At 66.8% G+C, this 26,084-nt stretch carries 26 protein-coding genes and 1 tRNA gene; 15 read left to right on the forward strand and 12 right to left on the reverse strand.

Annotated features, from left to right (window positions below):
- The first annotated feature begins 8 nt into the window (after positions 1-8).
- Positions 9-983 (forward strand): MDR family oxidoreductase, encoded by a 975-nt coding sequence (locus C1H84_RS00105; RefSeq protein WP_113606215.1) that lies wholly within the window; start codon positions 9-11, stop codon positions 981-983.
- A 52-nt stretch (positions 984-1,035) separates the two neighbouring features.
- Positions 1,036-2,091 (forward strand): lipoate-protein ligase LplAB, encoded by a 1,056-nt coding sequence (gene lplAB / locus C1H84_RS00110; RefSeq protein WP_113606216.1) that lies wholly within the window; start codon positions 1,036-1,038, stop codon positions 2,089-2,091.
- A gap of 316 nt (positions 2,092-2,407) precedes the next feature.
- Here the strand turns inward: lplAB and C1H84_RS18435 are convergent, their stop codons facing one another.
- Positions 2,408-2,581 carry a hypothetical protein gene (locus C1H84_RS18435; RefSeq protein ID WP_244910766.1) on the reverse strand — a complete coding sequence of 58 codons (174 nt, stop codon included), beginning with the start codon at positions 2,579-2,581 and terminating at the stop codon, positions 2,408-2,410.
- 54 nt (positions 2,582-2,635) lie between these two features.
- Between C1H84_RS18435 and C1H84_RS00115 the strand changes: the two genes are divergently transcribed.
- Positions 2,636-3,439: a Fic family protein gene (locus tag C1H84_RS00115; RefSeq protein ID WP_244910767.1), complete on the forward strand. Its 804-nt coding sequence runs from the start codon at positions 2,636-2,638 to the stop codon at positions 3,437-3,439.
- A 66-nt stretch (positions 3,440-3,505) separates the two neighbouring features.
- Here the strand turns inward: C1H84_RS00115 and pepN are convergent, their stop codons facing one another.
- The gene (pepN, locus tag C1H84_RS00120) at positions 3,506-6,151 is read right to left on the reverse strand and encodes an aminopeptidase N (protein ID WP_113606538.1); all 2,646 of its coding nucleotides are present in this window, start codon (positions 6,149-6,151) and stop codon (positions 3,506-3,508) included.
- Positions 6,152-6,325: 174 nt separating this feature from the next.
- Here pepN and C1H84_RS00125 point away from each other — a divergent pair, with 174 nt between their 5' ends.
- From C1H84_RS00125 to C1H84_RS00135, 3 genes are read left to right on the forward strand one after another with little or no spacing between them, the layout of a single operon-like run.
- A complete protein-coding gene (locus C1H84_RS00125) occupies positions 6,326-6,892 on the forward strand; it encodes a hypothetical protein (RefSeq protein WP_113606217.1) in 567 nt (188 codons plus the stop codon).
- Positions 6,893-6,921: 29 nt separating this feature from the next.
- Entirely contained in the window at positions 6,922-7,332 is a 411-nt protein-coding gene (locus tag C1H84_RS00130) for a VOC family protein (RefSeq protein ID WP_113606218.1), read from the forward strand.
- Between the two features lie 7 nt (positions 7,333-7,339).
- Positions 7,340-7,804 carry a hypothetical protein gene (locus C1H84_RS00135; protein WP_113606219.1) on the forward strand — a complete coding sequence of 155 codons (465 nt, stop codon included), beginning with the start codon at positions 7,340-7,342 and terminating at the stop codon, positions 7,802-7,804.
- A gap of 12 nt (positions 7,805-7,816) precedes the next feature.
- On the opposite strand, the gene C1H84_RS00140 is transcribed toward C1H84_RS00135, so the two are convergent.
- Both C1H84_RS00140 and C1H84_RS00145 read right to left on the reverse strand, forming a co-directional pair.
- Positions 7,817-8,248, reverse strand: coding sequence for a hypothetical protein (locus C1H84_RS00140; protein ID WP_113606220.1), 432 nt, complete (start codon positions 8,246-8,248; stop codon positions 7,817-7,819).
- Positions 8,249-8,305: 57 nt separating this feature from the next.
- On the reverse strand, positions 8,306-8,863 hold the full coding sequence (locus C1H84_RS00145; protein WP_181727994.1) for a GNAT family N-acetyltransferase: 558 nt from the start codon (positions 8,861-8,863) through the stop codon (positions 8,306-8,308).
- 124 nt (positions 8,864-8,987) lie between these two features.
- Here C1H84_RS00145 and C1H84_RS00150 point away from each other — a divergent pair, with 124 nt between their 5' ends.
- A complete protein-coding gene (locus C1H84_RS00150) occupies positions 8,988-9,446 on the forward strand; it encodes a VOC family protein (RefSeq protein ID WP_244910768.1) in 459 nt (152 codons plus the stop codon).
- Positions 9,447-9,962: 516 nt separating this feature from the next.
- Here the strand turns inward: C1H84_RS00150 and C1H84_RS17880 are convergent.
- Positions 9,963-10,181 carry a hypothetical protein gene (locus C1H84_RS17880; protein WP_146955786.1) on the reverse strand — a complete coding sequence of 73 codons (219 nt, stop codon included), beginning with the start codon at positions 10,179-10,181 and terminating at the stop codon, positions 9,963-9,965.
- A gap of 7 nt (positions 10,182-10,188) precedes the next feature.
- Here C1H84_RS17880 and C1H84_RS00155 point away from each other — a divergent pair, with 7 nt between their 5' ends.
- Positions 10,189-10,488: a hypothetical protein gene (locus C1H84_RS00155; RefSeq protein ID WP_113606223.1), complete on the forward strand. Its 300-nt coding sequence runs from the start codon at positions 10,189-10,191 to the stop codon at positions 10,486-10,488.
- Positions 10,478-10,663, forward strand: a complete 186-nt coding sequence (locus tag C1H84_RS17885) for a hypothetical protein (protein ID WP_146955788.1) — start codon at positions 10,478-10,480, stop codon at positions 10,661-10,663. Before C1H84_RS00155 ends, C1H84_RS17885 begins: the two co-directional genes overlap by 11 nt.
- Positions 10,664-10,960: 297 nt before the next feature.
- Here C1H84_RS17885 and C1H84_RS00160 read toward each other — a convergent pair whose 3' ends face one another.
- Positions 10,961-12,982: an acyl-CoA dehydrogenase family protein gene (locus tag C1H84_RS00160; RefSeq protein WP_113606224.1), complete on the reverse strand. Its 2,022-nt coding sequence runs from the start codon at positions 12,980-12,982 to the stop codon at positions 10,961-10,963.
- Between the two features lie 55 nt (positions 12,983-13,037).
- Positions 13,038-13,691, reverse strand: a complete 654-nt coding sequence (locus C1H84_RS00165) for a TetR/AcrR family transcriptional regulator (RefSeq protein ID WP_244910769.1) — start codon at positions 13,689-13,691, stop codon at positions 13,038-13,040.
- A 66-nt stretch (positions 13,692-13,757) separates the two neighbouring features.
- Here C1H84_RS00165 and C1H84_RS00170 point away from each other — a divergent pair, with 66 nt between their 5' ends.
- The 3 genes from C1H84_RS00170 to C1H84_RS00180 are packed head-to-tail and all read left to right on the forward strand — an operon-like array spanning position 13,758 to position 17,248.
- On the forward strand, positions 13,758-15,053 hold the full coding sequence (locus C1H84_RS00170; RefSeq protein ID WP_113606226.1) for an acetyl-CoA C-acetyltransferase: 1,296 nt from the start codon (positions 13,758-13,760) through the stop codon (positions 15,051-15,053).
- Positions 15,053-16,390 carry a 3-oxoacyl-ACP reductase gene (locus tag C1H84_RS00175; protein ID WP_113606227.1) on the forward strand — a complete coding sequence of 446 codons (1,338 nt, stop codon included), beginning with the start codon at positions 15,053-15,055 and terminating at the stop codon, positions 16,388-16,390. The genes C1H84_RS00170 and C1H84_RS00175 overlap by 1 nt, the downstream gene beginning before the upstream one ends.
- The gene (locus C1H84_RS00180; protein WP_113606228.1) at positions 16,391-17,248 is read left to right on the forward strand and encodes a MaoC family dehydratase; all 858 of its coding nucleotides are present in this window, start codon (positions 16,391-16,393) and stop codon (positions 17,246-17,248) included. It abuts the gene before it with no gap.
- A gap of 60 nt (positions 17,249-17,308) precedes the next feature.
- On the opposite strand, the gene C1H84_RS00185 is transcribed toward C1H84_RS00180, so the two are convergent.
- On the reverse strand, positions 17,309-18,463 hold the full coding sequence (locus C1H84_RS00185; protein ID WP_220124863.1) for a glycosyltransferase: 1,155 nt from the start codon (positions 18,461-18,463) through the stop codon (positions 17,309-17,311).
- 98 nt (positions 18,464-18,561) lie between these two features.
- Positions 18,562-19,542 (reverse strand): alpha/beta fold hydrolase, encoded by a 981-nt coding sequence (locus tag C1H84_RS00190; protein WP_244910770.1) that lies wholly within the window; start codon positions 19,540-19,542, stop codon positions 18,562-18,564.
- Positions 19,543-19,821: 279 nt separating this feature from the next.
- On the opposite strand from C1H84_RS00190, the gene C1H84_RS00195 reads away from it, so the two are divergent.
- Positions 19,822-19,906, forward strand: a tRNA-Leu gene (locus C1H84_RS00195).
- A 168-nt stretch (positions 19,907-20,074) separates the two neighbouring features.
- Here C1H84_RS00195 and C1H84_RS00200 read toward each other — a convergent pair.
- From C1H84_RS00200 to C1H84_RS00210, 3 genes are all read right to left on the reverse strand, one after another.
- On the reverse strand, positions 20,075-21,586 hold the full coding sequence (locus C1H84_RS00200; RefSeq protein ID WP_047119085.1) for an FAD-dependent oxidoreductase: 1,512 nt from the start codon (positions 21,584-21,586) through the stop codon (positions 20,075-20,077).
- A gap of 112 nt (positions 21,587-21,698) precedes the next feature.
- Positions 21,699-22,340, reverse strand: coding sequence for an NADPH-dependent F420 reductase (locus tag C1H84_RS00205; protein WP_047119086.1), 642 nt, complete (start codon positions 22,338-22,340; stop codon positions 21,699-21,701).
- Between the two features lie 119 nt (positions 22,341-22,459).
- Positions 22,460-23,743, reverse strand: a complete 1,284-nt coding sequence (locus C1H84_RS00210) for an Nramp family divalent metal transporter (RefSeq protein WP_113606230.1) — start codon at positions 23,741-23,743, stop codon at positions 22,460-22,462.
- A 255-nt stretch (positions 23,744-23,998) separates the two neighbouring features.
- Here C1H84_RS00210 and C1H84_RS00215 point away from each other — a divergent pair, with 255 nt between their 5' ends.
- Both C1H84_RS00215 and C1H84_RS00220 read left to right on the forward strand, forming a co-directional pair.
- On the forward strand, positions 23,999-24,664 hold the full coding sequence (locus C1H84_RS00215) for a response regulator transcription factor (protein ID WP_047119088.1): 666 nt from the start codon (positions 23,999-24,001) through the stop codon (positions 24,662-24,664).
- Positions 24,661-26,082, forward strand: a complete 1,422-nt coding sequence (locus C1H84_RS00220) for a sensor histidine kinase (RefSeq protein WP_113606231.1) — start codon at positions 24,661-24,663, stop codon at positions 26,080-26,082. Before C1H84_RS00215 ends, C1H84_RS00220 begins: the two co-directional genes overlap by 4 nt.
- Positions 26,083-26,084 lie beyond the last annotated feature (2 nt).

Below are 26,084 nucleotides of genomic sequence, written 5' to 3' on the forward strand. Positions count from 1 at the left end.
AGTAGAACATGCGCGCACTGCTCATCGAGTCCAAGGGCGCCGCGGCGCATCTCACGGATGCCGATCCGGGCCTTCTTGCCGGCCCCGTCGAACTAGACGTGCTGTACTCCAGCCTGAACTACAAGGACGGGCTCGCCCTGACCGGGCAGGGCATTGCGCGCTCCTGGCCTTTGATCCCTGGAATCGATATTGTCGGACGTGTCACCCGGTCGGAAAGTCCCGAGTGGAACTCCGGCGACACCGTCATCCTCAACGGGTCCGGGATTGGCGAAAGCACCCATGGCGGGTATGCAGAGCAAGCGCGGGTCGCACCCGACTTCCTCGTCAGGCTTCCCGGCACGCTCGCCGCGCATCAAGCCGCGGCGATTGGCACGGCAGGGTTCGAGGCCGCGATCGCCGTGCAGAAAATCCTCGACTCGGCAGTGGCTCCCAGCGACGGCGAGGTCCTGGTCACTGGCGCAGCCGGCGGCGTGGGCTCGATCGCCTGCGCGCTGCTTGCCCGCCATGGCTACCAGGTGGTCGCCTCCAGCGGGCGCGGCGACGAGGAAGCAGCGTACCTTAAGGAGCTCGGTGCGCAACGGATCATCGACCGCGCGACGCTGGCCGGCGACGCTGGCGGCCCACTTCAAAAACAGCTCTGGGCCGCCGCGATCGACGTGGCCGGGGGCACCACCCTGGCCAACGTGCTGGCCCAAACCTCGTACGGGGGACTGGTGGTCGCTTGCGGCATGGCCCAAAGCGCGGAGCTGTCCATTACCGTCTTCCCGCACATTCTGCGCGATGTCACCCTGGCCGGGGCCGACACCGTCAGCGCGCCGCTGGCCACCCGGACCCGGGCTTGGGAGCTGCTGGCCGAGGATCTCGATCTCAGCTTGCTTGCAGGGATGAGCACCACCATCGAACTCGAGCAGGTGCTGGACCGGGCCGAAGAGATCCTCGCAGGCCTCGTGCGCGGACGCACCGCGGTGCGCCTCACCGCGTGAGCGCCAAGGCCCAACCGCTCGTCGAGCTGGTGCTCAGGGATAGAATAGCTGCATGATGCATCACGGTGAATACAAGGTAGTCGGCGGCAAACTGGTCGTTGTGGATCTGGATACCGCGGATGAGGTGATCACCGCCGCTTCGCTGAACGGGGACTTCTTCCTTGAGCCCGATGACGCGTTGGAAGACCTGAATGCAGCTCTCACCGGGTTGCGCACCGATGCCAGCCACTCCACCATCCGCGACGCGGTCACCGCAAGACTGCGCGAGGGCGCGGTGATGTTCGGTTTTGATGCCGATGCAGTGGCCCGGGTGGTGCGCCGCGCGCTGGGCCACGCCACCAAGTGGGAAGACCATGACTGGCAGATCCTGGGCCCGGAGATCATACCGGTGGCCGAGCAGGTCGCCCTGGACGAGGTGCTGACCCGGCAGATCGCCAAGGGGGAGCGCAAGCCCACCATCCGGTTCTGGGACTGGGACGAATCCGCCGTGGTCATCGGCTCGTTCCAGTCGCTGCGCAACGAGGTCGACAGCCAGCAGGCCGAACATCACGGCATCAAGGTGGTGCGCCGCATTTCCGGCGGCGGGGCCATGTTCATGGAGGCCGGCAACTGCATCACCTATTCGCTCTACGCCCCGGAATCACTCGTGGACGGCATGAGCTTCGCGGACTCCTACCCGTTCCTGGATTCGTGGGTCATGGAAGCGCTGGCGAAGATCGGCATCACCGCACACTACAAGCCGCTGAACGACATCGCGACGGCGGCGGGAAAGATCGGCGGCGCCGCGCAGAAGCGCCTGGCCAACGGGGCCATGCTGCACCACGTGACGATGAGCTATGACATCGACGCCGAGAAGATGACCCAGGTGCTGCGCATCGGGCGCGAGAAGATCTCCGACAAGGGCATCACCTCCGCGGTCAAGCGCGTGGATCCGCTGAAGTCGCAGACGCAGCTGACCCGTGGGGAAATCATCGAGGTCATGATGGACACCTTCGCGCAGCGCACCGGCGCGGTGCGCGCCGAACTGGACGAGAAGTCCCGCCAGGCAGCCCGCGAACTGGCCGCGACGAAGTTCGACACCGAGCAGTGGACGGCCAGGGTTCCGTAACCCGGACGCGACGCCGGGCGCGGAATTCGTTGGGGGGCCATTGGGAATGGAGCCGCCTGTATTCCCGCATTTTGTGATTTGTGGGAATGTAGGCGAAGTTCATTCCCAGATCTTGGAAGGTGCCTAGCCAATGGTCCGTTCACCGCGGTCCGGAATCCAGGGTGAAATGCCGTCCCACATGGCCAGCTCTTGCCTTTGAGGAGATCGCGTGGCTGGTAGCTGCGGATGCGACGCATTGGCCCGGTAGCGACTGTGCGCCCGCGGCCCCTCTAGGGCCGCAGTTGTTCCGCAGATCGCGGATTGCGACCCGCGGGTTTCAGGGCGAACCTCTGCGCTGGTCGAAGAAGCCACGATCGAGACCGTTCGCTTCGACCGTGATCTGGGTGATGCCGCCGCACCGTTTGCCGCACTGCTGCTCCGAAGCGAGTCTGCAGCCAGCTCGCAGATTGAGAACCTGACCGTTGGCGCGCGGCGCCTGGCCTTCGCTCAATTGGGGGACCGCTCCAGCGTCTATGCTGCCTGGGTCGCTTCCAATATTTCCGCCATGTCGGCGGCAATCGACCTCGCGGAAAACCTCTGCAGCGAGAACATCCTGGCCATGCACCGCGGGCTGCTTGAGAGCTTCGAGCCCCAGCTAGCTGGACGCTACCGCGCTGAAGCGGTGTGGATCGGCGGGAATTCCCCGCATTCAGCCATGTTTGTTCCTCCGCACGAGGACAGGGTCGGCCCGGGCATCGCCGATTTGGTGCGGTTCATGCAACGTGATGATATTCCCGCGCTGACGCAGACGGCCATTTCCCATGCGCAGTTCGAGACCATCCATCCCTTCCCGGACGGCTACGGTCGAACCGGCCGCGCACTGGTCGGGTCGATGCTGAGGAACAAGGGAGTTACCGAAAAGGTCACGATTCCGGTGTCATCCAGCTTGCTCACCGATACCGCGGCATATTTCGATGCACTCGGAGCCTACCGCGAGGGCGACATCGAACCCGTCGTGGATATGTTCGCTAAGTCCACTTTGAGGGCGACTGGCAACGGCAGGAAGCTGGCCGCGGACATCCGAAATGTCCGCGAACAGGTTCTTGCGGGGTTCCTTCGGCCACCCGGCGAAGGCTTGAAGCAGGCAACGGAACTGATATTCCGCGAACCGGCCATGACCGCCCAGCTGCTCATGCACGCCATCGGCCAATCCTCCAGTGCCGCCTACCGGAGTATCGAACGCCTTGAGCAGGCGGGTGCATTGAAGGCCGCGGGCCATGTCAACGGGCAGAGGGCGTGGATCGCACCCAAAGTGATCGCTGCGCTTGACGACTTCGCAACCAGGGCTTGTCGGCGCGTGCGCGGATGAAATTGACGCCAGCCCCGGGCCGTTGCCGCTGAGTGCTCAGCGCAAGGTCCGGAGGCTGGCGGGTTGCTACCGGCTGGTGCGGCTGAAGGCCTGGGCGTTCAGCGCGCGCTGCAGCGCATCGCGCTCCTCGATGAGGATGCGGCGCAGGGCCTTGGGGGCGCCATCGTGGCGTTCAAGCCATGCGGTGGCATCGGCCAGCGCGGTGTTCTGCTCGATCGCTCCCTCCAGGTCCTGGTTCATCGGGTACAGGCCCTCGATGACGCGGGTGGCGAACTCCATGCTCATGGTCTCGAAGACCGGCTGGATCGCCGCCCAGTAGCGCTGCTCGAACGGGGCCAGCAGCGAGGCCGAGCCCATCGAGAAGCCCAGGGCCACCGCCGAGAGCGCGTCGTTGGACAGCGCGCCGTCTTCGTCGCGGGCCATCAACACGGTGTCGAAGGCGTGCTCCTTGACCTGGGCGTCCGGGCGGGCGGCCAGCGCGGTGCGCACCGCGTTCAGCGCCACGCTGGTCGGGTTGGCCTTCGCGGCGGCGTGCATACGCTGCTCGGCGGCCTCGTCCAGCCGGCCGGAGGCCGCCAGCGCCACGTAGGAGTCCCAGAGCAGCTGCTCGTCCACGGGAACCGCGTACTGGTTTTCGCCCTCTGCGAGGAATGCGTCGACGACCTCGCCGGCCACCCCTGCACGGGCCAGCTTGACCAGGGTGCGGGCGGTGGTCATCTGCTGGTCGCTGCCTGCCTCGAACCGGGTGAGCCAGCCGGTCAGCACGGCGGCGGCGCGGTCGCGCAGCCCGGCGCGCAGTTCCGGCGCGGCGTAGCGGGAGATCGTGGACACCAGCTGGTCGGTGAGCACGCCGAACACGCCGGCGTCGGCGACGGTGTGCGCGTGGTCCAGGATCGCGCCGGCGTAGCTCTGCGCGACCAGGGTGGCCGAGCGCACCGCATCCCACAGCGAGGCCCAGCAGGTGGCGCGCGGCAGCGAATCGGTCAGGCCGGAGAGGTTCGCCAGCAGCGTGGCCCTGGAGGCGGGATCGAACTCTATCAGCGCGTAGGTCTCGTCCCCGTCGTTGGGCAGGACCAAGGCCGGAGCCGGCTGGCCGACCAGGAAGTCCAGCGGCGAGCTTTCGCCGGTAAGCTCCACCGACTGCACCGCGCTGCGGGTCAGCGCGCCCTCGTCCAGGGTGTAGGCGCCGACGCTCAGCACGTGCGGTCGGCGGATCGGCTCGCCGCTGATCGGGTCGGTGCCGAACTGCACGAGGGTCGCCTCGGTGACCAGCCCTGCCTCGTCCACCGCGTAGTCCACGCGCAGCTTGGGCACGCCGCTGGTCTTCAGCCAGGCGTCGGCCCACTGGCCCATGTCGCGGCCGCTGGCCGATTCAAGTGCCTGCAGGAAGTCATCCAGCGAGGTGTTGCCGTAGGCGTGGGTGCGGAAGTAGCTGCGCGCGGCGTCGCGGAAGGCGTCCGCGCCGACGAAGGCCGCCAGCTGCTTGAGCACGGAGGCGCCCTTGGCGTAGGTGATGCCGTCGAAGTTCTGGTCGGCTGCCAGCAGGTCGGGAATGTCGGCGACGATCGGGTGGGTGGTCGGCATCTGGTCGGCCACGTAGGCCCAGGCCTTGCGGCGGGCGGCGAAAGTGGTCCACGCGGTGGTGAAGTCGGTGGCCGCATCGTTGGCCAGGGTGCCGATGTAGTCCGCGAAGGACTCCTTGAGCCACAAGTCGTCCCACCACTTCATGGTGACCAGGTCGCCGAACCACATGTGCGCCATCTCGTGCATGATGGTGTTCGCGCGCTGCTCGTGCTGGCCCTCGGTGGCGTGCGAGGTGAAGACGTAGCGTTCGGTGAAGGTGACCAGGCCGGGGTTTTCCATGGCGCCCAGGTTGTACTCGGGCACGAAGGCCGAGTCGTATTTGCCCCACGGGTAGGGGTAGTCGAACAGCTCGTGGAAGTAGGCCAGCCCGCGGCTGGTCAGCTCCAGGATCTCTTCGCCGTCGAAGTGCTCGGCCAGCGAGGCGCGGCAGGTGGCTGCCATCTCGATGACCAGTTCCTCGCCGTCGGCCAGCTGCTGCACGTGCTCGTCGCGCACCACGTGGTACGGGCCTGCCAGCACGGCGGTGATGTAGGAGGAGATCTTCGGGGTGGGGGAGCAGGCGACGGTTTTGGTGCCGTTCTCGTGGAAGACCTCGTCCACGATCGGCTGGTTGCTTGCCAGGTGCCAGGCCGAGGGGCCGGTCAGGGTGAAGCGGTAGCTGGTCTTCAAATCCGGCTGCTCGAAGCAGGCGAAGACGCGGCGGGCCTCGGAGGGCTCGAACTGGGTGTAGAGGTAGGTTTCGCCGTCCTGCGGGTCAACGAAGCGGTGCAGGCCCTCGCCGGAGCGCGAGTAGATGGCCTTGCCGGTGATCTTCACGGTGTTCGGCGCGTCGGTGCGCAGCCCTGACAGGTAGATGCGGGCGTCGAGCACTGCGTCGTCCAGGTCGATCGGATTGCCGTTGACCAGGACCTCCTGCACGGACTCGTGGATGAAGTCCACAAAGGTCTCGCCGCTGGCGGTGTCGAAGTTCAGCGTCGTGACCGACTGGTAGCTGGTGGCGGCCGGGTCGACCGCGTTGGAAAGATCCAGCTGGACCTCGGCGAAGTGCCAGGTGATGTCGGCGGCGCGCAGCGCGGCCTCGTCCCGGCGGAGGTTTTCATTCGGTGCATAGCGTTCTAGTATGTCCACCACACCAGCTTAGCTGTGAAACAAGTGCTTGAGACTACTTGCGCGGCAGAATTTTGGCCGGCCGCTTCAGCCTACCGCATGCCGCGGGGCGCGCAAGGCGCTGATTCGCCACCGATTCGGGGGTCGAATAGGGTTAAGCCAGAGAACGCAGGACAAGCAGGAACGGGAGTACCAGTGGACACCTTTATCAAGGGACCCTCCAAGCGCGACGTGGCAGGCATGAAGGCCGCCTTCGGCACGGTGTCGGCGGGCGACGTCGTCTCGGTGCTCTACAAGACCGCGCGCTTCGGCAACTTCCTGATCAGCGGGCAGGCCCACGCCACGGTGCTGGACGACCTGATGGTCGGCGGGCTGAACGCCGCCGCGGCCAAGAAGACCGCCAAGGGGTCGGACGGCGAGGAGAGCGCGGTACGCCAGCCGGACAAGGACGTGCGCGCGTTCCCCGCGGAATTCGACGGCAGCTTCGAGCCGCAGGCCGTCGAGGCGGCGGACCTGACGCACGGCGACCTGGTGGTTGCCTCCTTCAGCCAGGAACCCTACGGCGACTTCTTGGTCACCGGCGTGGTCACCGAGGCGGAAAACGACCACTCCTACCTGATGGTCGGTCCGTGGATCTTGCACACCGCGCAGGGCAACGCCCCGCGCCTGCTTGAGGTCCAGCTGGTCTCGACCGCCGGCACCCACGTGGCACCGGTGCCGACCCGCCGCGGGCTGGTCGAGGTCGCAGAGCTCGACGGCTAGCCAGACAACGCAACCCGTAGGCACCGCCGATGAAACTCCATCACGTGCAGCTGTCGATGCAGCCCGGTAGCGAGCAGCTCGCCCGCGAGTTTTACGCCGGCGCGTTGGAATTCACCGAGGTGCTAAAGCCGGAGGCGCTGCGCTGCCGCGGCGGGTGCTGGTTCCGCGCCTATGACGAGGGCTCGATCAGCTCGGAACTGCACCTGGGTGTCGACCCGGAGTTCGAGCCGCCTGCAAAGGCGCACCCGGCGCTGCTGGTGGCCGGCCGCGAGGAATTGGAAGCCATGGCCGAACGCATCCGCGCGCTGGGCTGCCCGGTGGATTTCAGCGAACGCACCAGCTTTGAAGGCTATGAGCGCTTCCATACGCGCGATCCCTTCGGCAACCGGCTTGAATTCCTCGCGCCGCTGCCTGCGGACCGGGTGGAAGGGGAATTGTAGTGGCCAAGTGGGACCTGCGCGGCTACGACCGCTCCTGGGGCTGGGGGACCGTTGCCTGCATCGCGCTGGTCTCCGCAGTGATCGCCTGTGGTCGGTCTGTTCCTCCGAGCGGCTGCCGGAGGAACTGGCCACGCAGTGGAACGAGCAGAATATCGCCGGCGGCTTCGAACCGCTGTTCGGGATCAACCTGCTGCTTTCGGCCGCGGCCATCGTGTTGTGCGCCCTGGTCTGCGGGCTGGCCATCGCCCGCCGCGGCGCCTCGGCGTTGCTGGCCCGGGTCGGGGTTGGCCTCGGGGTGTTCTTCGCGCTGGGAGTCAACGCAATGCACCTGACACTGATCGCCTCCCAGCTGGATGCTCAGGACCCGACGCGGGTCACCATGGACCCTGCGCTGATGATCCCCACCCTGGGATTGGCGGCCCTGGCCGGGGTGCTCGCCTTCACCTTCTATCGGCCGCAGCCTGCCGCTTAGCGACTGAATTGCTCAGGCGGTGCGCTGCTTGCGGCCGAACAGAGCCAACGCTGCGCCGAGCGTGGCCCCGAACATCACCAGCACCGAGAAAAGGTAGAAGAACGTCGTATTCGCGGCGATGAACTGGGTTGCCCGCGGCCCGGTCTCCGGCATGTAGTCGGCGTAGGGCGCAGGCGTGGAAACCGCCAGCAGCAGCACGAAGCGCAGCACAAACGAGGCGGCGGCGATACCCAGCAGCACGATCAGCGCCTTGCGGGAAGGCAATCCCTTGGCGCCGGTGTCTGCGGGGAGCCGTTGGGCGGACATGATGAACAGAATGGCGCCCAGGGTCAGGCAGATGAACTGCAGGACTGCCGAGCTCGTGGTGAACATGGAAAGCAGTGCCGCCCCGACGCCGAGCCAAGCCAGCTGCCGCGAACGAACCATTTCCGGTTGGGGATTCATGGGGAGCCTCTTCGTTGTCGAACCACGCGGGTGACCACCGCGGCTGTCGAGGTCAGCCTACGTGGGTTCGGCCGCGAGGCGAAGCTGGACCAGCGTCATGCTGTGGTTGCGGTTCACAATCTCGAAACCTTCGGCCCGGAAGCTGCTGAGCACGCCGGTGAACAGCCCGGCGCTGTTTTTCGCATTGATCGCCGTGTCGGTGGGGCGGGCGCGCAGGAACTCGGCCCCGGCATCCCGCGCATGCCCGATCGCCGCGCGCAGCAGTTCGCGGGCAACCCCGCGTTTCCGGTAGCCGTCGCGGACCACGAAGCAGGTCAGCGCCCAGATTGAGTGCGCCGCCTGGTGGCCCCGCGGCTTGAATCGGGGATAGCGCGTGCTCGGCCCGACCTGCACCCAACCGGCGGGCTCGCCGTCCGCGTAGGCCACCAGACCGGCCGGGACCTCCTGGGTGCAGACCTGCGTCTGCAGCGCCAAGTCGTTGGCATCGGCGCCCTGGTTCCAGTTCTCGTCGATAAAGTACTGGCACTTGCACCAGGAAGGATCGCCGGTCATGCCGAAAATCTGCCGGATGTCGTTCAACCGCTCGGCATCCGCCGGAAAGATCTCGATGCTCATTCTGCCTGCCTGTTTCTCGTCTGGGAGCCGCCGAATCTGCTTGGACCCGTCGCACCGCGGGCGTAGCATGAGGCGCAATAACCTGCGCCTAAAGTACCGGAAACCCCGTGGAGAGGGAAGAGCCATGAGCCATGCACCAATGCCCCAGATCAAGAGGTTCGACCATGTCGGCGTCACGGTGTCGAACCTGGAAGCGGTGACCGAGTTCTTCGTGGAGCTGGGCCTGGAGGTCCAGGGAAGCCAGGAAGGCATGGAGGGGGAGTTCCTCGACACCGTCTGCGGCATCCCGGATTCGCGCACCAATATCGTGATGCTCGCGGTGCCAGGAACCGAAGTCTGCATCGAGCTGTCCAGCTTCGACCGCCCGGCGCCGGGGCCCGGGCAGCCTCGGGCGATGGCCAACGAACTGGGTCTGCGCAGCCTGGCCTTCGAAGTGGAGGACCTGCCCCTGCTGGTGGGCCGGCTGCAGGAACGCGGCTACGGGCTGATCGGGGGCATCGGCGAATACGAGGGCATCTGGTCCATGGCCTACATCCGTGGTCCCGAGGGGTTGATCATCGCGTTGGCGCAACGACTATCGTAGGGCGACGTCCTATGCGGTGAATATCTTTTCAAAGACTACTTCGGGATTGCCCGAGCTGCAGTTAACAAGCTTCAACAATTCAAAGCATCGAGGCTCTGCTCCTCGACGCGTTGGCGTGGCATTGCCGCCTTTCCTTGGACGGCAGCAATCAACAGCCGACCTGCTGTGGTGGAAGTTCGCTTTCTGGTATTTCTGGATCTCAGTGGAAGCACAGTCCCTTTTGGGCATCACCCGCGATGGTCCAAAGATCTACCATGTATCGCACTCAGGAAGCCTGGATCATTCGTCCAATCAACGGCTCAGATACGGTCCAGCAATAGCACCTCCTGGAGACGGTTCCTGTTGAGCCGCCTAAGATATAGCGTGCTCAGCGGATTAGCGCTTCTGCTTTCCGGTATTTGTGGTCGATATTCCCATTAGCGATGCGCGGGATGATGAATTTCTGGCCCAATCTCGTTACACCGATATGCAGACAAATTCTAGGTTCCATGGAATACGGTATTGCCATGGACTCGGCTATCGCTGCAACTTTGGCAGTACAGCCGACAGGGCGGATTCATCCTGAGAATGATTAGAAGCGTCCCCCAGCACTTCGGTCGGGTTAAGAGAATTCCATTCGTCCTGTCTTTGCTGGCTTTCATTTTTTGGTTTTGCCCTGGCAAGGTAGCTGCCGCCATTTGTTCTGGATGATTCTTTCTGGCGGTCATTTTGGTCTGGGCCGCCAGCTGCAGGCATCTTCGCAGTGGCGGCCGCGAGTGTCGCGTACGCGGCAACGGTTTACTGCTCCAGTGTCACGAAGGCAACAGCGGCGGAAGAAAGCGCCAGAAAACAAGTTGAATGGGCAATCGACATGGCTGTGTCGGATTCGAGCGCCAAGCGCATAGTCGGACTTAGCTTCATCGACGTGCTGCTTGGGAAGCATGGTGCTGTCTTGGAAGAGTTAATGTACCAAGTGGTCCTGCAAGGTTCGGGATCGGTTGTAGACGATGAAGAGGCAGCAGGCGATAATGAACGTGAGGCAGATGATGACTATGCGATCTAGCGAAATAGGCTTTCTGAGCCAGCGAATTCAGTCAGGTCAGGCCGAACCGATTTCGGATTTCGAAAAAGAGCTGGCAGAAAAGATCATGCGCAAATACGAAGACAAGTACGGCCAAAAGAAGACTGCGGGATTCGTCGATCGTGAACGCCGTCAGGTTTTGCATCGAGCCAGCTAGTACTACGTCAACCGGTTTCGAGCCGCAATTCCACGAGCTGTCCTAGTTTGAGGGGTCTCGCTTCCTCATCCAGGAGCCATGGCGCAAAGAGCCGAGAGGAATTCTTTCCGGAGTTAGCGCCTCGACAGGCATATTGGATATCGGTCTTCCTTCTGCCCGCCTAATACCTGCTTGAAGTAACGTCCGACGTCGGTTGGCTGCTTGGCAGGCGCTACACGTACCCCTAAGCACTTGCGGGCCCCGCCATCCGGGAGGACGGCGGGGCCGGCAGGCATTCACGCGGTTCGGCGGTTCAGGCTAGGCCTTGGCGCCGCTCTTGCGCAGGGACTTCTCGCTGACCGGGGCGTTGTCGCTGGCGCGCAGGCGGCGGAAGTATTCCATCGCTTCGTCCTGGCGCTGGGACTCGATTCCGGAGGAGATCTCCGCGCGCAGGTGCTCCTGGGTGTAGCCGAAGGCGTCGACCAGGTCCTGGGCGTGCGGGCGCAGTCGGGCGAGCAGCCGGTTGACGTACTCGGGCAGGGTGCGGGCACGCTGCATGGACAGGCGCCCGTTGGCCAGGAACCAGCCCAGGTCGTCCTCGATCACGGTCAGCGCGAAGACGTCGCGCAGCCAGGTCAGCACCTCCTTGGTGGCCGGATCCTGGATCTTGGCCAGGGCGGCGGTGAAGGCCTCCCAGCGCAGCAGCTGTCCGTGGTCGCGGGCTGCGGAGATGAGCAGGTCCTGGTTCTCGTTGAAGGCATTGGCCGCCTTCACCGGGTCCTTGCCCGCGGCGCGCAGCGCGCCGGCGACCTCGACGACCTTGGCGTTGATGCGCTCGGTGAGCAGCGCGCGCTGGTTGGCGGGGTCCTTGAAGAAGTTCGCGCTCTTGCGCTCGTCGCTCACGTCGGCGAAGGACTGGCCCACGCCGCGCAGCCCGAAGCGGTGCAGGGCGGTGCTGCCGACCTGTTTGGCCACGTAGCGGGCCACCGCGCCGGTATCCAGCTTGCGGAACTCCGAGGCGTAGTCGGTGAGCAGGCGCTTGCCCACCAGCTGCAGCAGCACGTTGTTGTCGCCCTCGAAGGTGACGTAGATGTCCAGGTCGTTGTAGAGCTGGTTGAACCGGTTCTTGGCCATGTAGCCCGAGCCGCCGCAGGCCTCGCGCGATTCCTGGATGGTGTCCAGCGCGTCCCAGGTGCTCAGCGGCTTCAGCGCCGCGGCCAGGGTCTCCAGGTCCTGCCGGTCCTCGTCGGTGTCCTCGCGGCCGGAAAAGACCGCGTCGAACTTGTCCAGCAGGTCGTCGTGCGCGAAGGAGGAGGCGTAGGTGCGGGCCACACGCGTGAGCAGGCGGCGCTGGTGGCGCTGGTAGTCGAGCAGCGTGGTCTCCTCGGTGTCCGAGGTAGAGTTGAACTGGCGGCGCTGGTTCGCGTAGGTCACCGCGATCTGCAGGGCGATCTTCGAGGCGCTGGTGGCGGCACCGTCCAGCGAGACGCGGCCCTGGACCAGGGTGCCGAGCATGGTGAAGAAGCGGCGGCCCGGGGAGGCGATCGGGGAGCTGTAGCTGCCGTCGGCGGCGACGTCGCCGTAGCGGTTGAGCAGGTTGGTGCGCGGCACACGCACCTTGGTGAAGTGCAGCCGGCCGTTATCGATGCCGTTCAGCCCGCCCTTCAGGCCGTCGTCCTCGCCGCCGACGCCGTCCAGGAACTGCCCGTCCTGATCGCGGATCGGCACATAGAAGCAATGCACGCCATGGTTCACGCCCTTGGTGATCAGCTGGGCGAAGACGGTGGCTGCCTTGCCGTGCAGCGCCGCGTTGCCCAGGAATTCCTTCCAGGCGGCCTTGAACGGGGTGTGGATGACGAATTCCTCGGTGTCCTCGTCATAGGTGGCGGTGGTGGCGACGGCTGCGACGTCCGAGCCGTGGCCGATTTCGGTCATCGCGAAGGCGCCGGGGGTCTTCAGGCTCATGGCGTCCGGCAGCCACTTGGCGTGGTGCTCCGCGGTGCCCAGGTGCAGGATCGCCCCCGCGAACAGGCCCCACTGCACGCCTGCCTTGATCTGCAGCGACGGGTCGGCGGCAACCAGTTCCTCGAAAGAGGCCAGCGAGCCGCCGTGGTCGTCGTGGCCGCCGAACTGTGCCGGGAAGGCGCGCTGCACCGCCTGCTCCTGGACCAGGATGCCCAGCTGCTGAAGCACGCGGGCGCGGTGCGCGTCCATCGGCAGCGAGGGGTCGCGCTGCAGCTCGGGGCGGGCGGCGCGGGCGCGCGAGGCCTTGCGGACCTCGGCGTAGGGGCCGAGCAGCTGCTCGGCCAGGGCCTTGACGTCGATGCGGGTCTCACTCATGTCGGTACCTTTCGTTCACTGCACAATGTTGATGGGTTGGGTGTCGGGATGGTTGCTAGCGGGCGGCGATGCCGTGGACCAGCCAGCGGCTCAGTTCGTCGGCCAGTGCGGCCAAGCTGGGTTTGCCGCCGCTCTCGGGCTGGCGCAGCCACTGCTCGCCGGCGGCGCGCACCATGCCCAGCGCCGCGCGCGGCCAGAGGCTGATCGCGGTGGCGCCGGCGGCGGCCGGCAGTCCGGTCAGCCGCTGGGCGATCAGCGAGCTGATCTCCTCGAAGAAGTCGTTCAGCGCGCCGGAGGCGTCGTCGGTGGCACCGGAGTCCCGGGGGACTGCGGTGACGAAGAAGTAGAGGTTGGGGGAGTTCGCCGCCAGTTCCAGGTAGGCGGTGACCATCGCGTGCAGCGCGCTGGCCTCGTCCTGCTTGGCCAGGCCCGCGGCGATCACCCGCTGGCGGAAGTCGTTGATGACCATCGCGCCCAGCGCCTGGCGCAGCCCTTCCTTGTCCCCGAAGTAGCGGTAGTAGACCGGCTTGGAGGTCTTGGCGTGGTTCGCGATCTCTTGGATTGAAACCTGCGGGCCGAGCTGGTGCACCGCCTTGCGGGCGAGCTTGAGCAGCTCCTCGTGGCGGGCGGTGCGGTGGGCCTCCCAGCGGGAGGCGCGGCCGTCGGCTGCCGGGTCGAATACTTCGGTGATCTTGTTCACGTTACTCACAGTATCATGTACTCTTGGTTACAGTAATACCTGTCACATCAAATTCCCTTTAGGAGTTCAACCCAGATGAGCCAGCCCTCAGTGCGCAATGCCGTGATCATCGGTGGCAACCGCATCCCGTTCGCCCGGTCAAACACCGCCTACGTCAACGCCTCCAACCAGGACATGTTCACCGCCGCGCTGGAAGGCCTGGTGGCGCGCTTCGGGCTGCAGGGGCAGCGCCTCGGCGCCGTCGCCGGCGGCGCGGTGCTCAAGCACTCCAAGGACTTCAACCTGGTCCGCGAATCCGTGCTGGGCAGCTCGCTGGACCCTGCCACCCCTGCCTACGACGTGCAGATGGCCTGCGCCACCGGCATGGAGGCCATCGGCTCGCTGGCCAACAAGATCAAGCTGGGCCAGATCGAATCCGGCATCGGCGGCGGCGTGGACACCACCTCCGACGCGCCGATCGCGGTCTCCGAATCGCTGCGCGGCATCCTATTGGAGCTCTCCCGCGCCAGGTCCACCAAGGCCAAGCTGGCGGCGCTGGCCAAGATCCGCCCCTCGCACCTGGCGCCCAGCGCCCCGGGCACCGGCGAGCCGCGCACCGGGTTGTCCATGGGCGACCACCAGGCGTTGACCACCAAGGCCTGGAACATCACCCGCGAAGCCCAGGACGAGCTGGCGCTGGCAAGCCACCTGAACCTGGCCGCCGCCTACGACCGCGGCTTCTTCAACGACCTGCTGACCCCGTTCAAGGGGCTTTCGCGCGACAACAACCTGCGCGCCGACTCCACCCTTGAGAAGCTGGCCAAGCTCAAGCCCGCCTTCGGCAAGAACCTGGGCGAGGCGGCCACCATGACCGCCGGCAACTCCACCCCGCTGACCGACGGCGCCTCCACGGTGCTGCTGGGCAGCGAGGAATTCGCCGCCGCGCACGATCTGCCGATGCTGGCGAACTTCGTGGACTTCGAGGCCGCCGCGGTGGACTTCGTGCACGGCGCCGAGGGCCTGCTCATGGCCCCTGCCTACGCCACCGCCCGCCTGCTGGAGCGCAACAACCTGGCCCTGCAGGACTTCGACTTCTACGAGATCCACGAGGCCTTCGCCGGCACCGTGCTCGCCACGCTGGCCGCCTGGGAGGACGAGACGTTCTGCCGTGAGAAGCTGGGACTGGATGCGCCGCTGGGGGCCATCGACCGGGGCAAGCTGAATGTGAACGGCTCCTCGCTGGCGGCCGGGCACCCGTTCGCCGCCACCGGCGGGCGCATCATCGCCAGCACCGCCAAGATGCTGGCAGAAAAGGGCAGCGGCCGCGCACTGGTTTCCGTGTGCGCCGCCGGAGGCCAGGGAGTCGTCGCGATCGTGGAGGCACGCAAGTAATGGCAGACAAGTACATGGAACTGGTCAACACCGGCATGACCAAGAAGCTCGCGAAGCTGCTGGGCCTGCCGCGCCCGCCGCGGCTGCGCCGCTACGGGGAAACCACCCCGCTGCTGCCCGGCCCGGTGCTGGTGCTGGGCAGCTCGGCCCGCGCCCAGGAACTGAGCGACACGCTGATGGGCTGGGACCTGGACGTGCGCCGCCACGATGCCGGGGACGCGAAGCTGGGCGGGCTGGTGCTGCTACTGGACGAGCTCACCCACCCCGAGCAGCTCTCGCCGCTGATGCTCGCCGCCGGCGCGGCGCTGCGCAAGCTGGTGCCCGGGGCCCGCGTGGTCTCGATTTCCCGCCCGGCGCTGGACACCGACGCCCCGGCCCTGGCTGCGGTGCGCCAGGGCATCGACGGCGCCATGCGCTCCTTGGGCCGCGAAATGCGCGGCGGGGCCACCGCCAACGGCATCGTGCTCACCGAGGGCACCGACCTGCTCAGCCCCGGAACCCTTGGCGCGCTGCGCTTCTTCTTCTCCGGACGCAGCGCCTACGTGGACGGGCAGTTCCTCACCGTGCGCAGCACCGACGGCGAGCTGCCTGCCGACTTCCACAAGCCGCTGGCTGGCAAGGTTGCCGTGGTCACCGGCGCCGCGCGCGGCATCGGCGCCTCGATCGCCCGCACCCTGGCCCGCGACGGCGCCCAGCTGGTGGTGGTGGACATGCCCGCCGCCGGCGAGGCGCTGGCCGCGGTAGCCAACCAGATCGGCGCGACCACCCTGCAGCTGGACGTCACCGCGAAGGACGCCGCGCAGCAGATCATGGACCACGCCATCGGCCGCCACGGTTCGCTGGACATCGTCGTGCACAACGCAGGCATCACCCGCGACAAGCTGCTGGCCAACATGGACGCGGCCCGCTGGGATTCGGTGATCGCGGTGAACATCGCCTCGCAGCTGCGCATGAACGAGGCGTTCCTCGCCGCCAAGCTGCCGGGGCTGCGCGTGGTCTCGCTGGCCTCCACCTCCGGCATCGCCGGAAACCGCGGGCAGACCAACTACGCCGCCTCCAAGGGCGGGGTGATCGGCATGGTGCGCTCCAGCGCCAAGCTGTTCGCCGAGCAGGGCGGCTCCATCGCCGCGGTGGCCCCGGGCTTCATCGAAACCGAGATGACCGCCAAGATCCCGCTGGGCACCCGCACCGTGGCGCGCATGGTGCTGCCCTCGCTGATGCAGGGCGGGCTGCCGCAGGACGTCGCCGAGGCGATCTCCTTCCTCAGCTCGGACGCCGCCGCCGGCCTGAACGGCCAGGTGCTGCGCGTGTGCGGGCAGTCGCTGGTGGGTGCCTAGATGGGCGCCGAACTGGTCGAGCAGATCCCGTCCATGGGCTCGGTCTACGCCAAGGCGGTGAAGACCCTGGGCCGCAAGGGGCGCAACCCGGTGCTGCCCTCCACGGTGCTGGTCCACCGCTCGGCCGCGGCCGACCCCGGCGGCCTGGATGCGTTCCGCCGCGCGGTCGGCGCCCCGGCCAACGGGGTGCTGCCCAGCCTCTACGTGCATTCGCTGGCCTTCCCGCTGGCCATGTCGCTGATGCTGCGAGGCGACTTCCCGCTGCCGCTGCTGGGCATGATCCACCTGCGCAACCAGGTGGCAGTGCGCCGGCCGCTGGCCGAGGACGAGGCCTTCGACGTGGAGGTGCGCAGCGAGAACCTGGTCGCCCATCCCAAGGGCGCGGCCTTCGACCTGGTGGTGCGCATCGTGGTGGACGGGCAACAGCGGATGGAGCTGCGCAGCACCTTCCTGGCCAAGGGCGTGAAGCTCGAAGGCGCCGTGCCGGAGAAATCGGTGCATGCTGCCTTCGATCCGCCGCAGCGCACCGCGTCCTGGACGCTGGATGCCGGGACCGGGCGGCGCTGGGCGGCGGTGGCGGGGGACTACAACCCGATCCACCTCTCCGCGCTGAGCGCCAAGGCGCTGGGCATGCCGCGGGCCATCGCCCACGGCATCTACCTGGCCGCCCGCGCGCTGTCCGGCATCGAGCCGGCGGCGGGCGAGTACCGCTGGAGCATCGAGTTCAAGACCCCGGTGGTGCTGCCGGCCAGCGTCGATCTGGCCTTCAGCCGCACCGAAGCTGGCTTCGAGGTGGCGGCGTGGAGCCCCCGCAAGGGCAAACCGCACTTCGAGCTGACGCTTGAAACGCAGGCCTAAGACAAACAGCGATGGCGCAGGACCTCTACGGTCCTGCGCCATCGCTGCTTGTGCGGGGGCTCAGCCGATCAGGGCGCCTTGCGCCATGCGGTAGCTGGCCAGCGAGGCCACCGCAGCCCGCTCCCAGGTGAACTCGCCTGAATGCTCCAGCGCGACGTGCCCGGCCTGGGTGACCATCGGCGGGTTGCCGGCCAGCTCGACGAGCTTCTGCGCCCACAGCTGCGGGTCCGGTTCAGGCATGAGCCATCCGGAGTAGCCGTCGCGCACCGCATAGCCCAGCCCGCCGACCGCGTTGGCCACCACCGGGGTGCCGCAGGCCTGGGCCTCGGCGGCGACCAGGCCGAAGGTCTCGGACAGCGAGGGCACCGCGACCACGTCGGCATTGGCGAAGACCGCCGCCAGCTGCTGTGGCTTCAGCGGACCGAAGAAGCGCACTAGGTCGTCCAGGCCCTCGCGCTGCACCAGCGCCTGCAGGTCGTAGTCGGCGCTGCCGGAGCGTGCCCCGAACAGCGAGGCGGTAATACGCAGCTGCGGATGGCTGCGCCGGGCCAGGCCCATCGCCTCCAGCATCACGTGCGCGCCCTTGAGCGGCTGCAGCCGTCCGGCATAGACCAGATGCAGGTCGTCGGGGCCCAGCGGGCGGCAGAGCTTGTCCTGCTCGGGGTGGAAGATGCGGTGGTTCACCCCGGGCAGCACCACGTCCAGCTTCTGCCGGTCCACCTCATAGAAGCGGGCCAGCTGGCGGGCCTCCACCGGGGTGTTGGCGATGACGCGCGAGGCCTCGGCCAGCAGCTGCTTCTCGGCCTCCTTGCGCGGCCCGGGCTCCTCGATGCCGGATTCGAATTCCTTTGCGGCGGCCGAGGTGTGCATCGAGACGATCAGCGGGGCGGAGAACTCGCGGGCCAGCTGCAGCCCCACCATGCCCGAGAGCCAGTAGTGGGCGTGGATGATGTCGATGTCCAGGCCGTGCAGGTGCGCGAAAATCGCGGACGCGGCCGGGTCGATGATCTGCGGCAGGTCTTCCTTGTCCAGCTGCTGGTGCGCGGCGATCTGCACCTGGTGCATCCACACGCCCTCGGCGACCTGCCGGGATTCGGAGTCCGCGGCGGTGCGCGTGATCATGTGCACCTCGTGCCCCAGCGCGCCCAGCGCGAAGGACAGATTCTGGATGTACACGTTCATGCCGCCGGCATCGCCCGACCCGGGTTGCTGCATGGGGGAGGTGTGCAAGGAGAGCATGGCAATGCGCATCGGAGGGCTCCGGATTTCCTAATGAACGAACAGGCCGCGGCAGCGGCCCACCCTTGATGCTATCAACTGAGCCGATCGAGCATCGTGTTGTTGGCGGACTCCCAGTGGGCCGTCATCTGCTCCCCGCCGTGCCCGTCGTGCTCGCAGATCACCAGCTGCGAGCCGGGCCAGCGCCGGTGCAGCTCCCACGCGGTGCGCAGCGGGCCTGACACGTCCTGCCTGCCGTGGACCAGGAGCCCCGGGAGGTGCTCGACGCGGTCCATCCGCTCCAGCAGCGGCGGGTCGTTGAATCCCGCGTGCGACCAGAAATGCGTGGTGAGCCTGGCGAAGGCCTGGCGGAAGCGGGCATCGTCCCAGCGCGGGTCGCGCACCACGGGATCCCGGCCCAGGGAAACATGCGTATCCTCCCACAGCGCCCAGGCCTGCGAAGCCGCGTCGCGCAGCTGCCCGTAGGGTGAGGCCAGCAGGTCGGCGTAGGCCTTGACGATGCGGCCGGAGCCGCGGGTGTAGGAGGGATGGTGGATTTCGGCGAAGCTCGCGAACTCGTCCCAGGCCTCGGGAAAGACCGCACCGACCGTCTCGGTGATCCAGCGGACTTCAGCCTCGCTGGTGGAAGTGACCGCGAAAAGCACGAGGCCCGACACCCGTTCGGGATGGGCCTGCGCGTAGGACAGCGCGAGGGTGGATCCCCACGAGACGCCGTTGAGTACCCATTGCTTGATGCCCAACGACCTGCGCAGCCTTTCGATGTCGCTGATGAGCTTCGCCATGGTGAAGTCCAAGAGCGGCACCAGGGGATTGGCGGCGGAGGGAGTTGACCTGCCGCAGCCGCGTTGCTCGAAAGCGACGAGCCGGGTTCGTCCCAGGTCCCAGCGGTGGCGATAGCCGCTCGCGCCCAGCGTTCCGCCCGGGCCGCCGTGGAGGTACATCACCGGTTGGCCGTCGGGATTGCCCCATTGCTCCCAATACATCTGGTGCCCATCGTCCAGGGGGAGCATGCCCGAGACATCGGGCATGGCTGGCTTGTCGTGGTGACCGCTCATGTCGCTCGCTCCTGGGCCCAAGTGTGGTGGATTGCCGGAATCGCTGCCAGCTTACGTCCGCAGGAGCGGAAAACTGTTAATTCCGGCCAAAATGTTGTGACCCTTGACACGAATTTGCGCCGCGATCGCTGAAACTGCCTACTCAACCCCGTTTATTCCGCGAAATTCCGGGAGTTTCGGCCTCTTCGGGCCGGCTGGCGCCCGATTGGAATTCATGCGAAAGCGGTGGTAAAGTTTTACTTCGTTGCCAGCGATAACAACGCGAACAACAGACAACCTGCGCGGGTGGCGGAATAGGTAGACGCGCCAGCTTGAGGTGCTGGTCCTCGAATAGAGGGTAGGGGTTCAAGTCCCCTTTCGCGCACAGGTAAATCCCCGGTTGACTTCGGTCAACCGGGGATTTTTTATATGCCCCGAACGGGGCTTATAGGCAAGAAACGGTGTCTGGCCCGGGCGCGTTCCCGGGCCGGACGTGCTTCAGAAGCGATGGTGCCACGCGGGGTGCAAACCCGATTCGCGAACTTCTCAAGAATCAGGCCTTGCCGCCCTGGGCGGCCGCCAATTCATTCTGAACGCTCGTTTCCTGGGCCGCGCTGATTCCGGCGCGGCGGCCGAAGAAGCTTCCATCGCCCAGGCTCGTGCCACTGGCGTAGCCTCCGGCGCAGACTCCCGAGGTGCAACGACCCGCCGCGAAAAGTCCCGGGATCGGTGCGCCCGAAACGTGCAGGACCCGTGAGTCGGCATCGGTCTGCAGCCCACCCAGGGTGAATCCTCCGGTGCGGCCGCGCAGGTCGATCGCGGCCAGTGCGCCCTGCAGCGGCTTGACCCACTTCTGGTTCTTGCCCAGCAGGGGATCAGTGCCCTGCACTGCGAACCGGTTGTACTGCTCGATGGTGGCCTGCAGGCTGCCCGCGGGCAGTCCCATCTCGGCTTCCAGCTCAGCGGCGGACTCGGCCACCCAGGTCGGCTGCATCAGCAGCTCCGGGCTGGAGGTCTCGCTGGCTGAGCCTTCCTCGAAGGCGGCCTCGTCGATGACCAGGAACGCCTGGTTCTCCTGGTGGAACAGCGTCGCCTGGCCGATCCGGCCCGGGTAGGTGTCCTCGGTGATGTAGCGCTGGCCTCGGCCGTTGACCAGGATGCCGCGCACCAGCAGCTGCGGATCGCAGAAGAACGCCACCTCGGTGGCGTCCATGTGGGCGGTGGCGGCGCCGATCGACTGGCCCATCGCGATGGCGCGCCCGTCGTGCGCCTCGATGGATGCGGCCGGGCGGCCAAGGATGCGCGGGGCGTTGGCGCGGACCATCTGACCGTTGTAGACGAAGCTGCCCATCGCCAGGACCACGCCTTGGCGAGCCAACACGAAGACGTCCTCGCCGTAGCGCTTGGCCCCGACGCCCACCACGCGCCCGTCCTGATCGATGACCAGGCACTGGACGCGCAGATCGTATTCGGCGCGCACGCCCAGGGCCTGCGCGGTGTCGACCAGCGGCTTCATGAGCATGTAGCCGCCGCCCTGCTCGCCGGTCTTCTTGCCGGACATCTGCGGCACGTGCCCGCGCGGGGCCGGGGGAATCGTGGAACTGAACGGGGCGGCGTTCTCGCCCCCGGAGTACATCAGCCCGTCGTCGTAGGGCGGCTCCCAGCCCGGCTGGCCCCAGAAGGACTCCTTGAAGACGACGCCCGCGTCCACCAGCCAGTTGTAGTGCTCCACGCTGCCTTCGCAGTAGGCGTCGATCTTGGCATCGTCGGTCCCCGGGCCCAGCGCTGCCTTCATGAAGGCCTTCATGTTCTCCGTCGTGTCCTCGAAGCCCAGGGCCTGCTGCAGGGGCGTGCCGCCGCCGAGGTAGATGAAGCCGCCGGCCATGGACGCGGCGCCGCCCCAGCCGCCTGAACGCTCAAGCACCAGCACCTCGGATCCGGCGCGGGCTGCCTCGATGGCGGCGCTCACCCCGGCGATACCGTAGCCGGCGACGACCACGTCGGCCTCGAAATCCCAGCTGTCGATGCTGCTGGCTGAAATGTTAAACGTGCTGGTGTCGGACATGCGTGGGCATCCTCTCGAAACGGACCAAAAGTAACCAGAAGATTAGCTGTGCGCGTTCGACTCACCGGGACCCAGTCCCGCTGGATGGAACCGTCTTGTCCGAGCAGCAGGCTTACCCGTCGGCTCCGACCAGCCGACGCAGGCTCTCGGCGTCCAGCACCTCGTTGAAGACCGGGCCCTGCGGTTCCAGCATGCGTCCGGCGGCCAGGTTCTTGAGGATCACCGGCGCGAAGCCGAGCTTGCGGACCAGCTGCGCCACCGCTTCGGCGGCTTCGGCATCGTCCGAGGCGATCCCCAGGGCGCGCTGGGCGCTGCGCCGGGAGGCCTTGTCCGCATCCAGGTCCCAGTGGCTGATGTGGTTCAGCGCCTTGACCACGCGGCAGCCCGCGAAACGGGCGGCGATGACCTCGCTGCTGGTAAGCCCGGACTCCAGTCCGTGCTCGAACCACTGCGGCAGCGGTTCGTCCTCCCAGCGGTTGGTGGCATCCACCAGGACGGTTCCGGCCAGCGTCTTCGGGTCGACGTCCTCCAGCTCCTCCTGGGGCACCATGAGCACCACGAGGTCCACACCTTGCGCCACGTCCTCGGCGGAAACTGCCCGGGCCTTGGTGGCGTACTGCGCCAGGTGGTATTTCATCGCGCTCGGCGTTCGGGTGGAGGCGATCTGGACCTCAAGGCCTTGCGCCGCAGCGACCCGCGCCAACGCGGTGCCGGCCCGGCCGGCCCCCAGAATTCCGAAATGCTTGATATCCATAGGATCCATTCTGGGTGTTTCACGGCCCGCCGGCCCAATCGCGCGCCCGTCGATTAAGACAGAAGGCTGCCGAACCATGCTTGGGGGCACATGGTTCGGCAGCCTGGGGAAACTGGAAGCTAGCCGCCGAAGAGCGGCGAGAGAGACTTCCAGAGCTGCTGTCCACCCAGGATGATGAACAGGATCGCGGTCACGGCCAGCGCGCCGTTGGTGTGCCAGCGGTTGGCCCATTCCTTGGGCACGCGCTTGCCGTTGAGCAGGCCGAGCAGGGTCACGGCCAGGAACGGCATGAACAGGGCGCCGAGCACGCCGTAGGCCAGGATCAAGGCGATCGGCTTGTCCAGCAGGAACAGCACCATCGGCGGGAAGGTCAGCCAGAGCACGTAGAACTTGAAGTACTTGCCGCCGGTCATGGTGTCCGGGTGGTTCGCTGGCTTCTTGCGCATGTGGCCCCAGAAGTCCGCGAACATCAGCGAGACGCCGTTCCACACGCCGATGATCGAGGAGAAGGACGCGGCCCAGAAGCCGACCAGGAAGCCGTTGCCCACCACAACGCCGTAGCGCTCGCGCAGCACGTCGGCTAGTTCCAGCAGGCCCTTGTCGCCGCCGGAGATGGCGACGCCCGCCGCGCGCAGCACCTCGGCGCCGACGATCAGCATGGCGATCACGAAGATGCCGGTCATGACATAGGCCATGGTGTTGTCGATGCGCATCACGCGCATCCACTTCGGCGTGTACCAGCCCTTTTCACGCAGCCAGTAGCCGTAGGCAGCCAGGGTGATGGTGCCGCCGACGCCGCCGGCCAGCGCCAGGGTGTAGACGATGCCGCCCTCGGGAATCATCGGGATCAGGCCGGAGAACATCTCGGGGATGTTCGGCGCGGCGATGACGGCCAGGCCGACCACGGTGACGAACATGATGCCCACCAGCACCGCGGTGACCTTCTCGAAGAAGTTGTACTTGCCGAACCAGACCATGGCGAAACCTGCCAGGCCCATCAGCACCGACCAGATCTTAAGGTCGATGGCGGGGAACAGCGCCGCCAGCGGCATCGCCGCCGAGCTCATCGCGGTGGCGCCGTAGACGAAGCCCCAGATGATGATGTAGGGGCCGAAGTACCAGGTGGTCCAGCGTCCCAGCGTGCGCCATCCCTCGAAGATGGTTTTGCCGGTGGCCAGCGTGTAGCGTCCGGCGCCCTCGACCAGCACGATCTTCAGGATCACGCCCAGGATGACCGCCCAGAGCAGCGCGTAGCCGTACTGGCTGCCGGCCACGAGGGTGGCGACCATGTCGGCCGCGCCCACGCCGGTGGCGGCGACCACCAGGCCGGGGCCGACGATTTTCCATTTCGGCGGTGAACCGCCGTCGAGATCCGCATTCAGCGATCGCGTGCTTTCTGACATGTGAGCCAGTCCTTTACGAATGTCGATCATTGCCGGACCGTAGCCCGGCACCTCGGTCAGCCGCTGCGGCAGGAGTTCACCATTGAATGGCCGCGGGCTGGAAGAACATCTCTAAATCTAGGAGTGATGCCGGTTACGGCCAAGCTGGACGCGAAGAACTAACACTTCCTTAGGAAAGGACGTGACGCAAAGTACACGCAGGCCCCCGGCTGATAGAATTGACCAATTCAGAGCCCACTTATCCGAGGAACCACCGTGCACCTAATGGTCGTCGAAGATGACGATGCCGTCGCGCTGGCGCTGATCGATGCCGTGAACGCCGCCGGCCACGAGGCGTTCCGGGCGGCCCGCGGTGCCGACGCGCTGCTGCGGCATCAGCAGGCGCAGCTGATCCTGCTGGATCTGGGCCTGCCGGACATGGATGGGCTGGAGGTCCTGCGCAAGCTGCGCCAGGTTACCGAGGTGCCCATCGTGATCCTCACCGCCCGCAACGACGAACGCAGCGTGGTCCGCGGCCTGCGCCAGGGTGCCGACGACTACCTGGTCAAGCCGATCGGGCTGGCCGTCCTGCTGGCGCGCATCGAGGCTGTCGCCCGCCGCTCCCGGGTTCAAGCGCCCGACGCGGGTGTCCTGGCCGTCGGGGACCTGCAGGTGGACACCGGCAAGCGCGAAGCGGCCCTGGCCGGGCGCGAGCTGTCGCTGACCGCCAAGGAATTCGACCTGCTGGCGCTGCTGGCCCAGCATGCAGGATCCGTGGTCACCCGCGAGCAGATCCTGGATTCGCTGTGGGGCGACGCGTTCATGGCGGTCTCCCGTTCCCTGGACGTCCACCTGACCGGGCTGCGCTCCAAGCTGGACCGGCCGGGCATGATCGTCAACGTGCGCGGGGTCGGCTACCGCATCGAGGCCGTGGACGCGTGAGGCTGCGGGTTCTGGGGGTGCTCGGCTCGCTGCTGTGCCTGATCGCCGTCATCCTGGGCACGTTGATGCTGCAGAGCATCAGCCGGAACACCACCCAGGACGTCCAGCTCAGCCGGTTGGCTTCGGTGAACCGCTTTGTCGAGCTGGGCACCCACGCGCAGGATGCCACCGACCACGAGGAACTGCAGCTGGAAATGGACGCGTATTCGCAGCTGTTCGACGAGGGCCTGCTGATCAGCCTGGGCGGGCTGCAGTTCACTTCCGGCGGCATCGACCCGCTGGATCCGCAGGTCGACGCAGTGCGGCGCCGTGCCGCCCTGAACCTCGACCAGACCGGGATTCCCCAAATCAGCCCGTTCTCCGAGGAACCTGCCCTGATCGCCCGGCCGTTCGGGAACTCGACCCAGGTGCTGGGCTCGGTGGTCATGGAGGTCAACCTGGACGATGCCCGGCAGGCGATCCTGCAGAGCTGGGGAGCAGTGGTGCTGGTGTCGCTGAGCGTCTGCGCAGGCATGCTGCTGCTCGCCGAGCGGCTGACCGCCTGGGTACTGCGGCCGGTGCACCGGCTGAGCGACGCGGTGGCCGAGCTGGCCAGCACGCAGATCCCCGCCCCGCTGCAGGAAGCAGGCCCGCCGGAACTGCGGGCGCTGTCCCGCTCCTTTGAGAACATGGCGCAGATCGTCACCGACAGCCTGGCTCAGCAACGCGAGCTGATCGCCGAAACCTCCCACCAGCTGCGCAACCCGATCGCCGCGCTGCGGCTGCGCGTGGACCTGCTGAAAATGCGGCTGGGGGAGAAGGCCGACCCGGATGGAGTCGCCGCTGTGGAACGCGAACTTGAACGTGTTGAAATGCTGCTGGACGGGGTGTTGCGCCTGGCCAGCGCCGAGCACCGGCTCTCCGAGCGCAGCGCCGGCGGGGCAGTCCCTGCCGGCGCCGACGCCGGGACCGTGATCCCGGCCAGGCTGCTGACCGAGGAGGTCGAACGCCAAAGCGCGGCGGCCCGGGAACGCGGAATGCTGCTGCGGCTGGACCTGGATGCTCCCGGCAGCCGGACGGCCCGCGCGTTGTGCAACGGATTCGAGCTGCAGCAGATGATCGCCGAGGTGCTGGAAAACTGCTTCAAGTACGCCTCCGGGAGCCAGGTCGACCTCTCGGTGGCGGCCCGCGGGAGCGTCGTTGACGTGGTCATCCGCGACCACGGGCCGGGCCTGCCGGCCGCCGAGCTGGAGGCCGCGACCGAGCGCTTCTGGCGGGCCGAGACCTCCCGGCAGTCCCCGGGCACCGGGCTGGGCATGGCGATCGTCGACCGGCTGGTCCGGGCCAATGGCGGCGAGCTGCTTCTGGAAATTGCGGCGGGCGGGGGACTGCAGGTGACGCTGCGGCTGGCCGGGACCCAAGACGATGCTGGAGCGTAGGA

This window comes from Glutamicibacter soli (genome assembly GCF_003309065.1).
Lineage (GTDB): Bacteria > Actinomycetota > Actinomycetes > Actinomycetales > Micrococcaceae > Glutamicibacter > Glutamicibacter soli.

Excerpts from the sequence above, each read along its gene's own strand:
- C1H84_RS00105 (WP_113606215.1), top strand. The coding sequence starts at position 9 with ATGCGCGCACTGCTCATCGAGTCCAAGGGCGCCGCGGCGCATCTCACG.
- lplAB (WP_113606216.1), top strand. The coding sequence starts at position 1,036 with ATGATGCATCACGGTGAATACAAGGTAGTCGGCGGCAAACTGGTCGTT.
- C1H84_RS00115 (WP_244910767.1), top strand. The coding sequence starts at position 2,636 with ATGTCGGCGGCAATCGACCTCGCGGAAAACCTCTGCAGCGAGAACATC.
- C1H84_RS00130 (WP_113606218.1), top strand. The coding sequence starts at position 6,922 with ATGAAACTCCATCACGTGCAGCTGTCGATGCAGCCCGGTAGCGAGCAG.
- C1H84_RS00140 (WP_113606220.1), bottom strand. The coding sequence starts at position 8,248 with ATGAATCCCCAACCGGAAATGGTTCGTTCGCGGCAGCTGGCTTGGCTC.
- C1H84_RS00145 (WP_181727994.1), bottom strand. The coding sequence starts at position 8,863 with ATGAGCATCGAGATCTTTCCGGCGGATGCCGAGCGGTTGAACGACATC.
- C1H84_RS00150 (WP_244910768.1), top strand. The coding sequence starts at position 8,988 with ATGAGCCATGCACCAATGCCCCAGATCAAGAGGTTCGACCATGTCGGC.
- C1H84_RS17880 (WP_146955786.1), bottom strand. The coding sequence starts at position 10,181 with ATGCCTGCAGCTGGCGGCCCAGACCAAAATGACCGCCAGAAAGAATCA.
- C1H84_RS17885 (WP_146955788.1), top strand. The coding sequence starts at position 10,478 with ATGCGATCTAGCGAAATAGGCTTTCTGAGCCAGCGAATTCAGTCAGGT.
- C1H84_RS00160 (WP_113606224.1), bottom strand. The coding sequence starts at position 12,982 with ATGAGTGAGACCCGCATCGACGTCAAGGCCCTGGCCGAGCAGCTGCTC.
- C1H84_RS00170 (WP_113606226.1), top strand. The coding sequence starts at position 13,758 with ATGAGCCAGCCCTCAGTGCGCAATGCCGTGATCATCGGTGGCAACCGC.
- C1H84_RS00175 (WP_113606227.1), top strand. The coding sequence starts at position 15,053 with ATGGCAGACAAGTACATGGAACTGGTCAACACCGGCATGACCAAGAAG.
- C1H84_RS00180 (WP_113606228.1), top strand. The coding sequence starts at position 16,391 with ATGGGCGCCGAACTGGTCGAGCAGATCCCGTCCATGGGCTCGGTCTAC.
- C1H84_RS00185 (WP_220124863.1), bottom strand. The coding sequence starts at position 18,463 with ATGCAGCAACCCGGGTCGGGCGATGCCGGCGGCATGAACGTGTACATC.
- C1H84_RS00190 (WP_244910770.1), bottom strand. The coding sequence starts at position 19,542 with ATGAGCGGTCACCACGACAAGCCAGCCATGCCCGATGTCTCGGGCATG.
- C1H84_RS00200 (WP_047119085.1), bottom strand. The coding sequence starts at position 21,586 with ATGTCCGACACCAGCACGTTTAACATTTCAGCCAGCAGCATCGACAGC.
- C1H84_RS00205 (WP_047119086.1), bottom strand. The coding sequence starts at position 22,340 with ATGGATATCAAGCATTTCGGAATTCTGGGGGCCGGCCGGGCCGGCACC.
- C1H84_RS00210 (WP_113606230.1), bottom strand. The coding sequence starts at position 23,743 with ATGTCAGAAAGCACGCGATCGCTGAATGCGGATCTCGACGGCGGTTCA.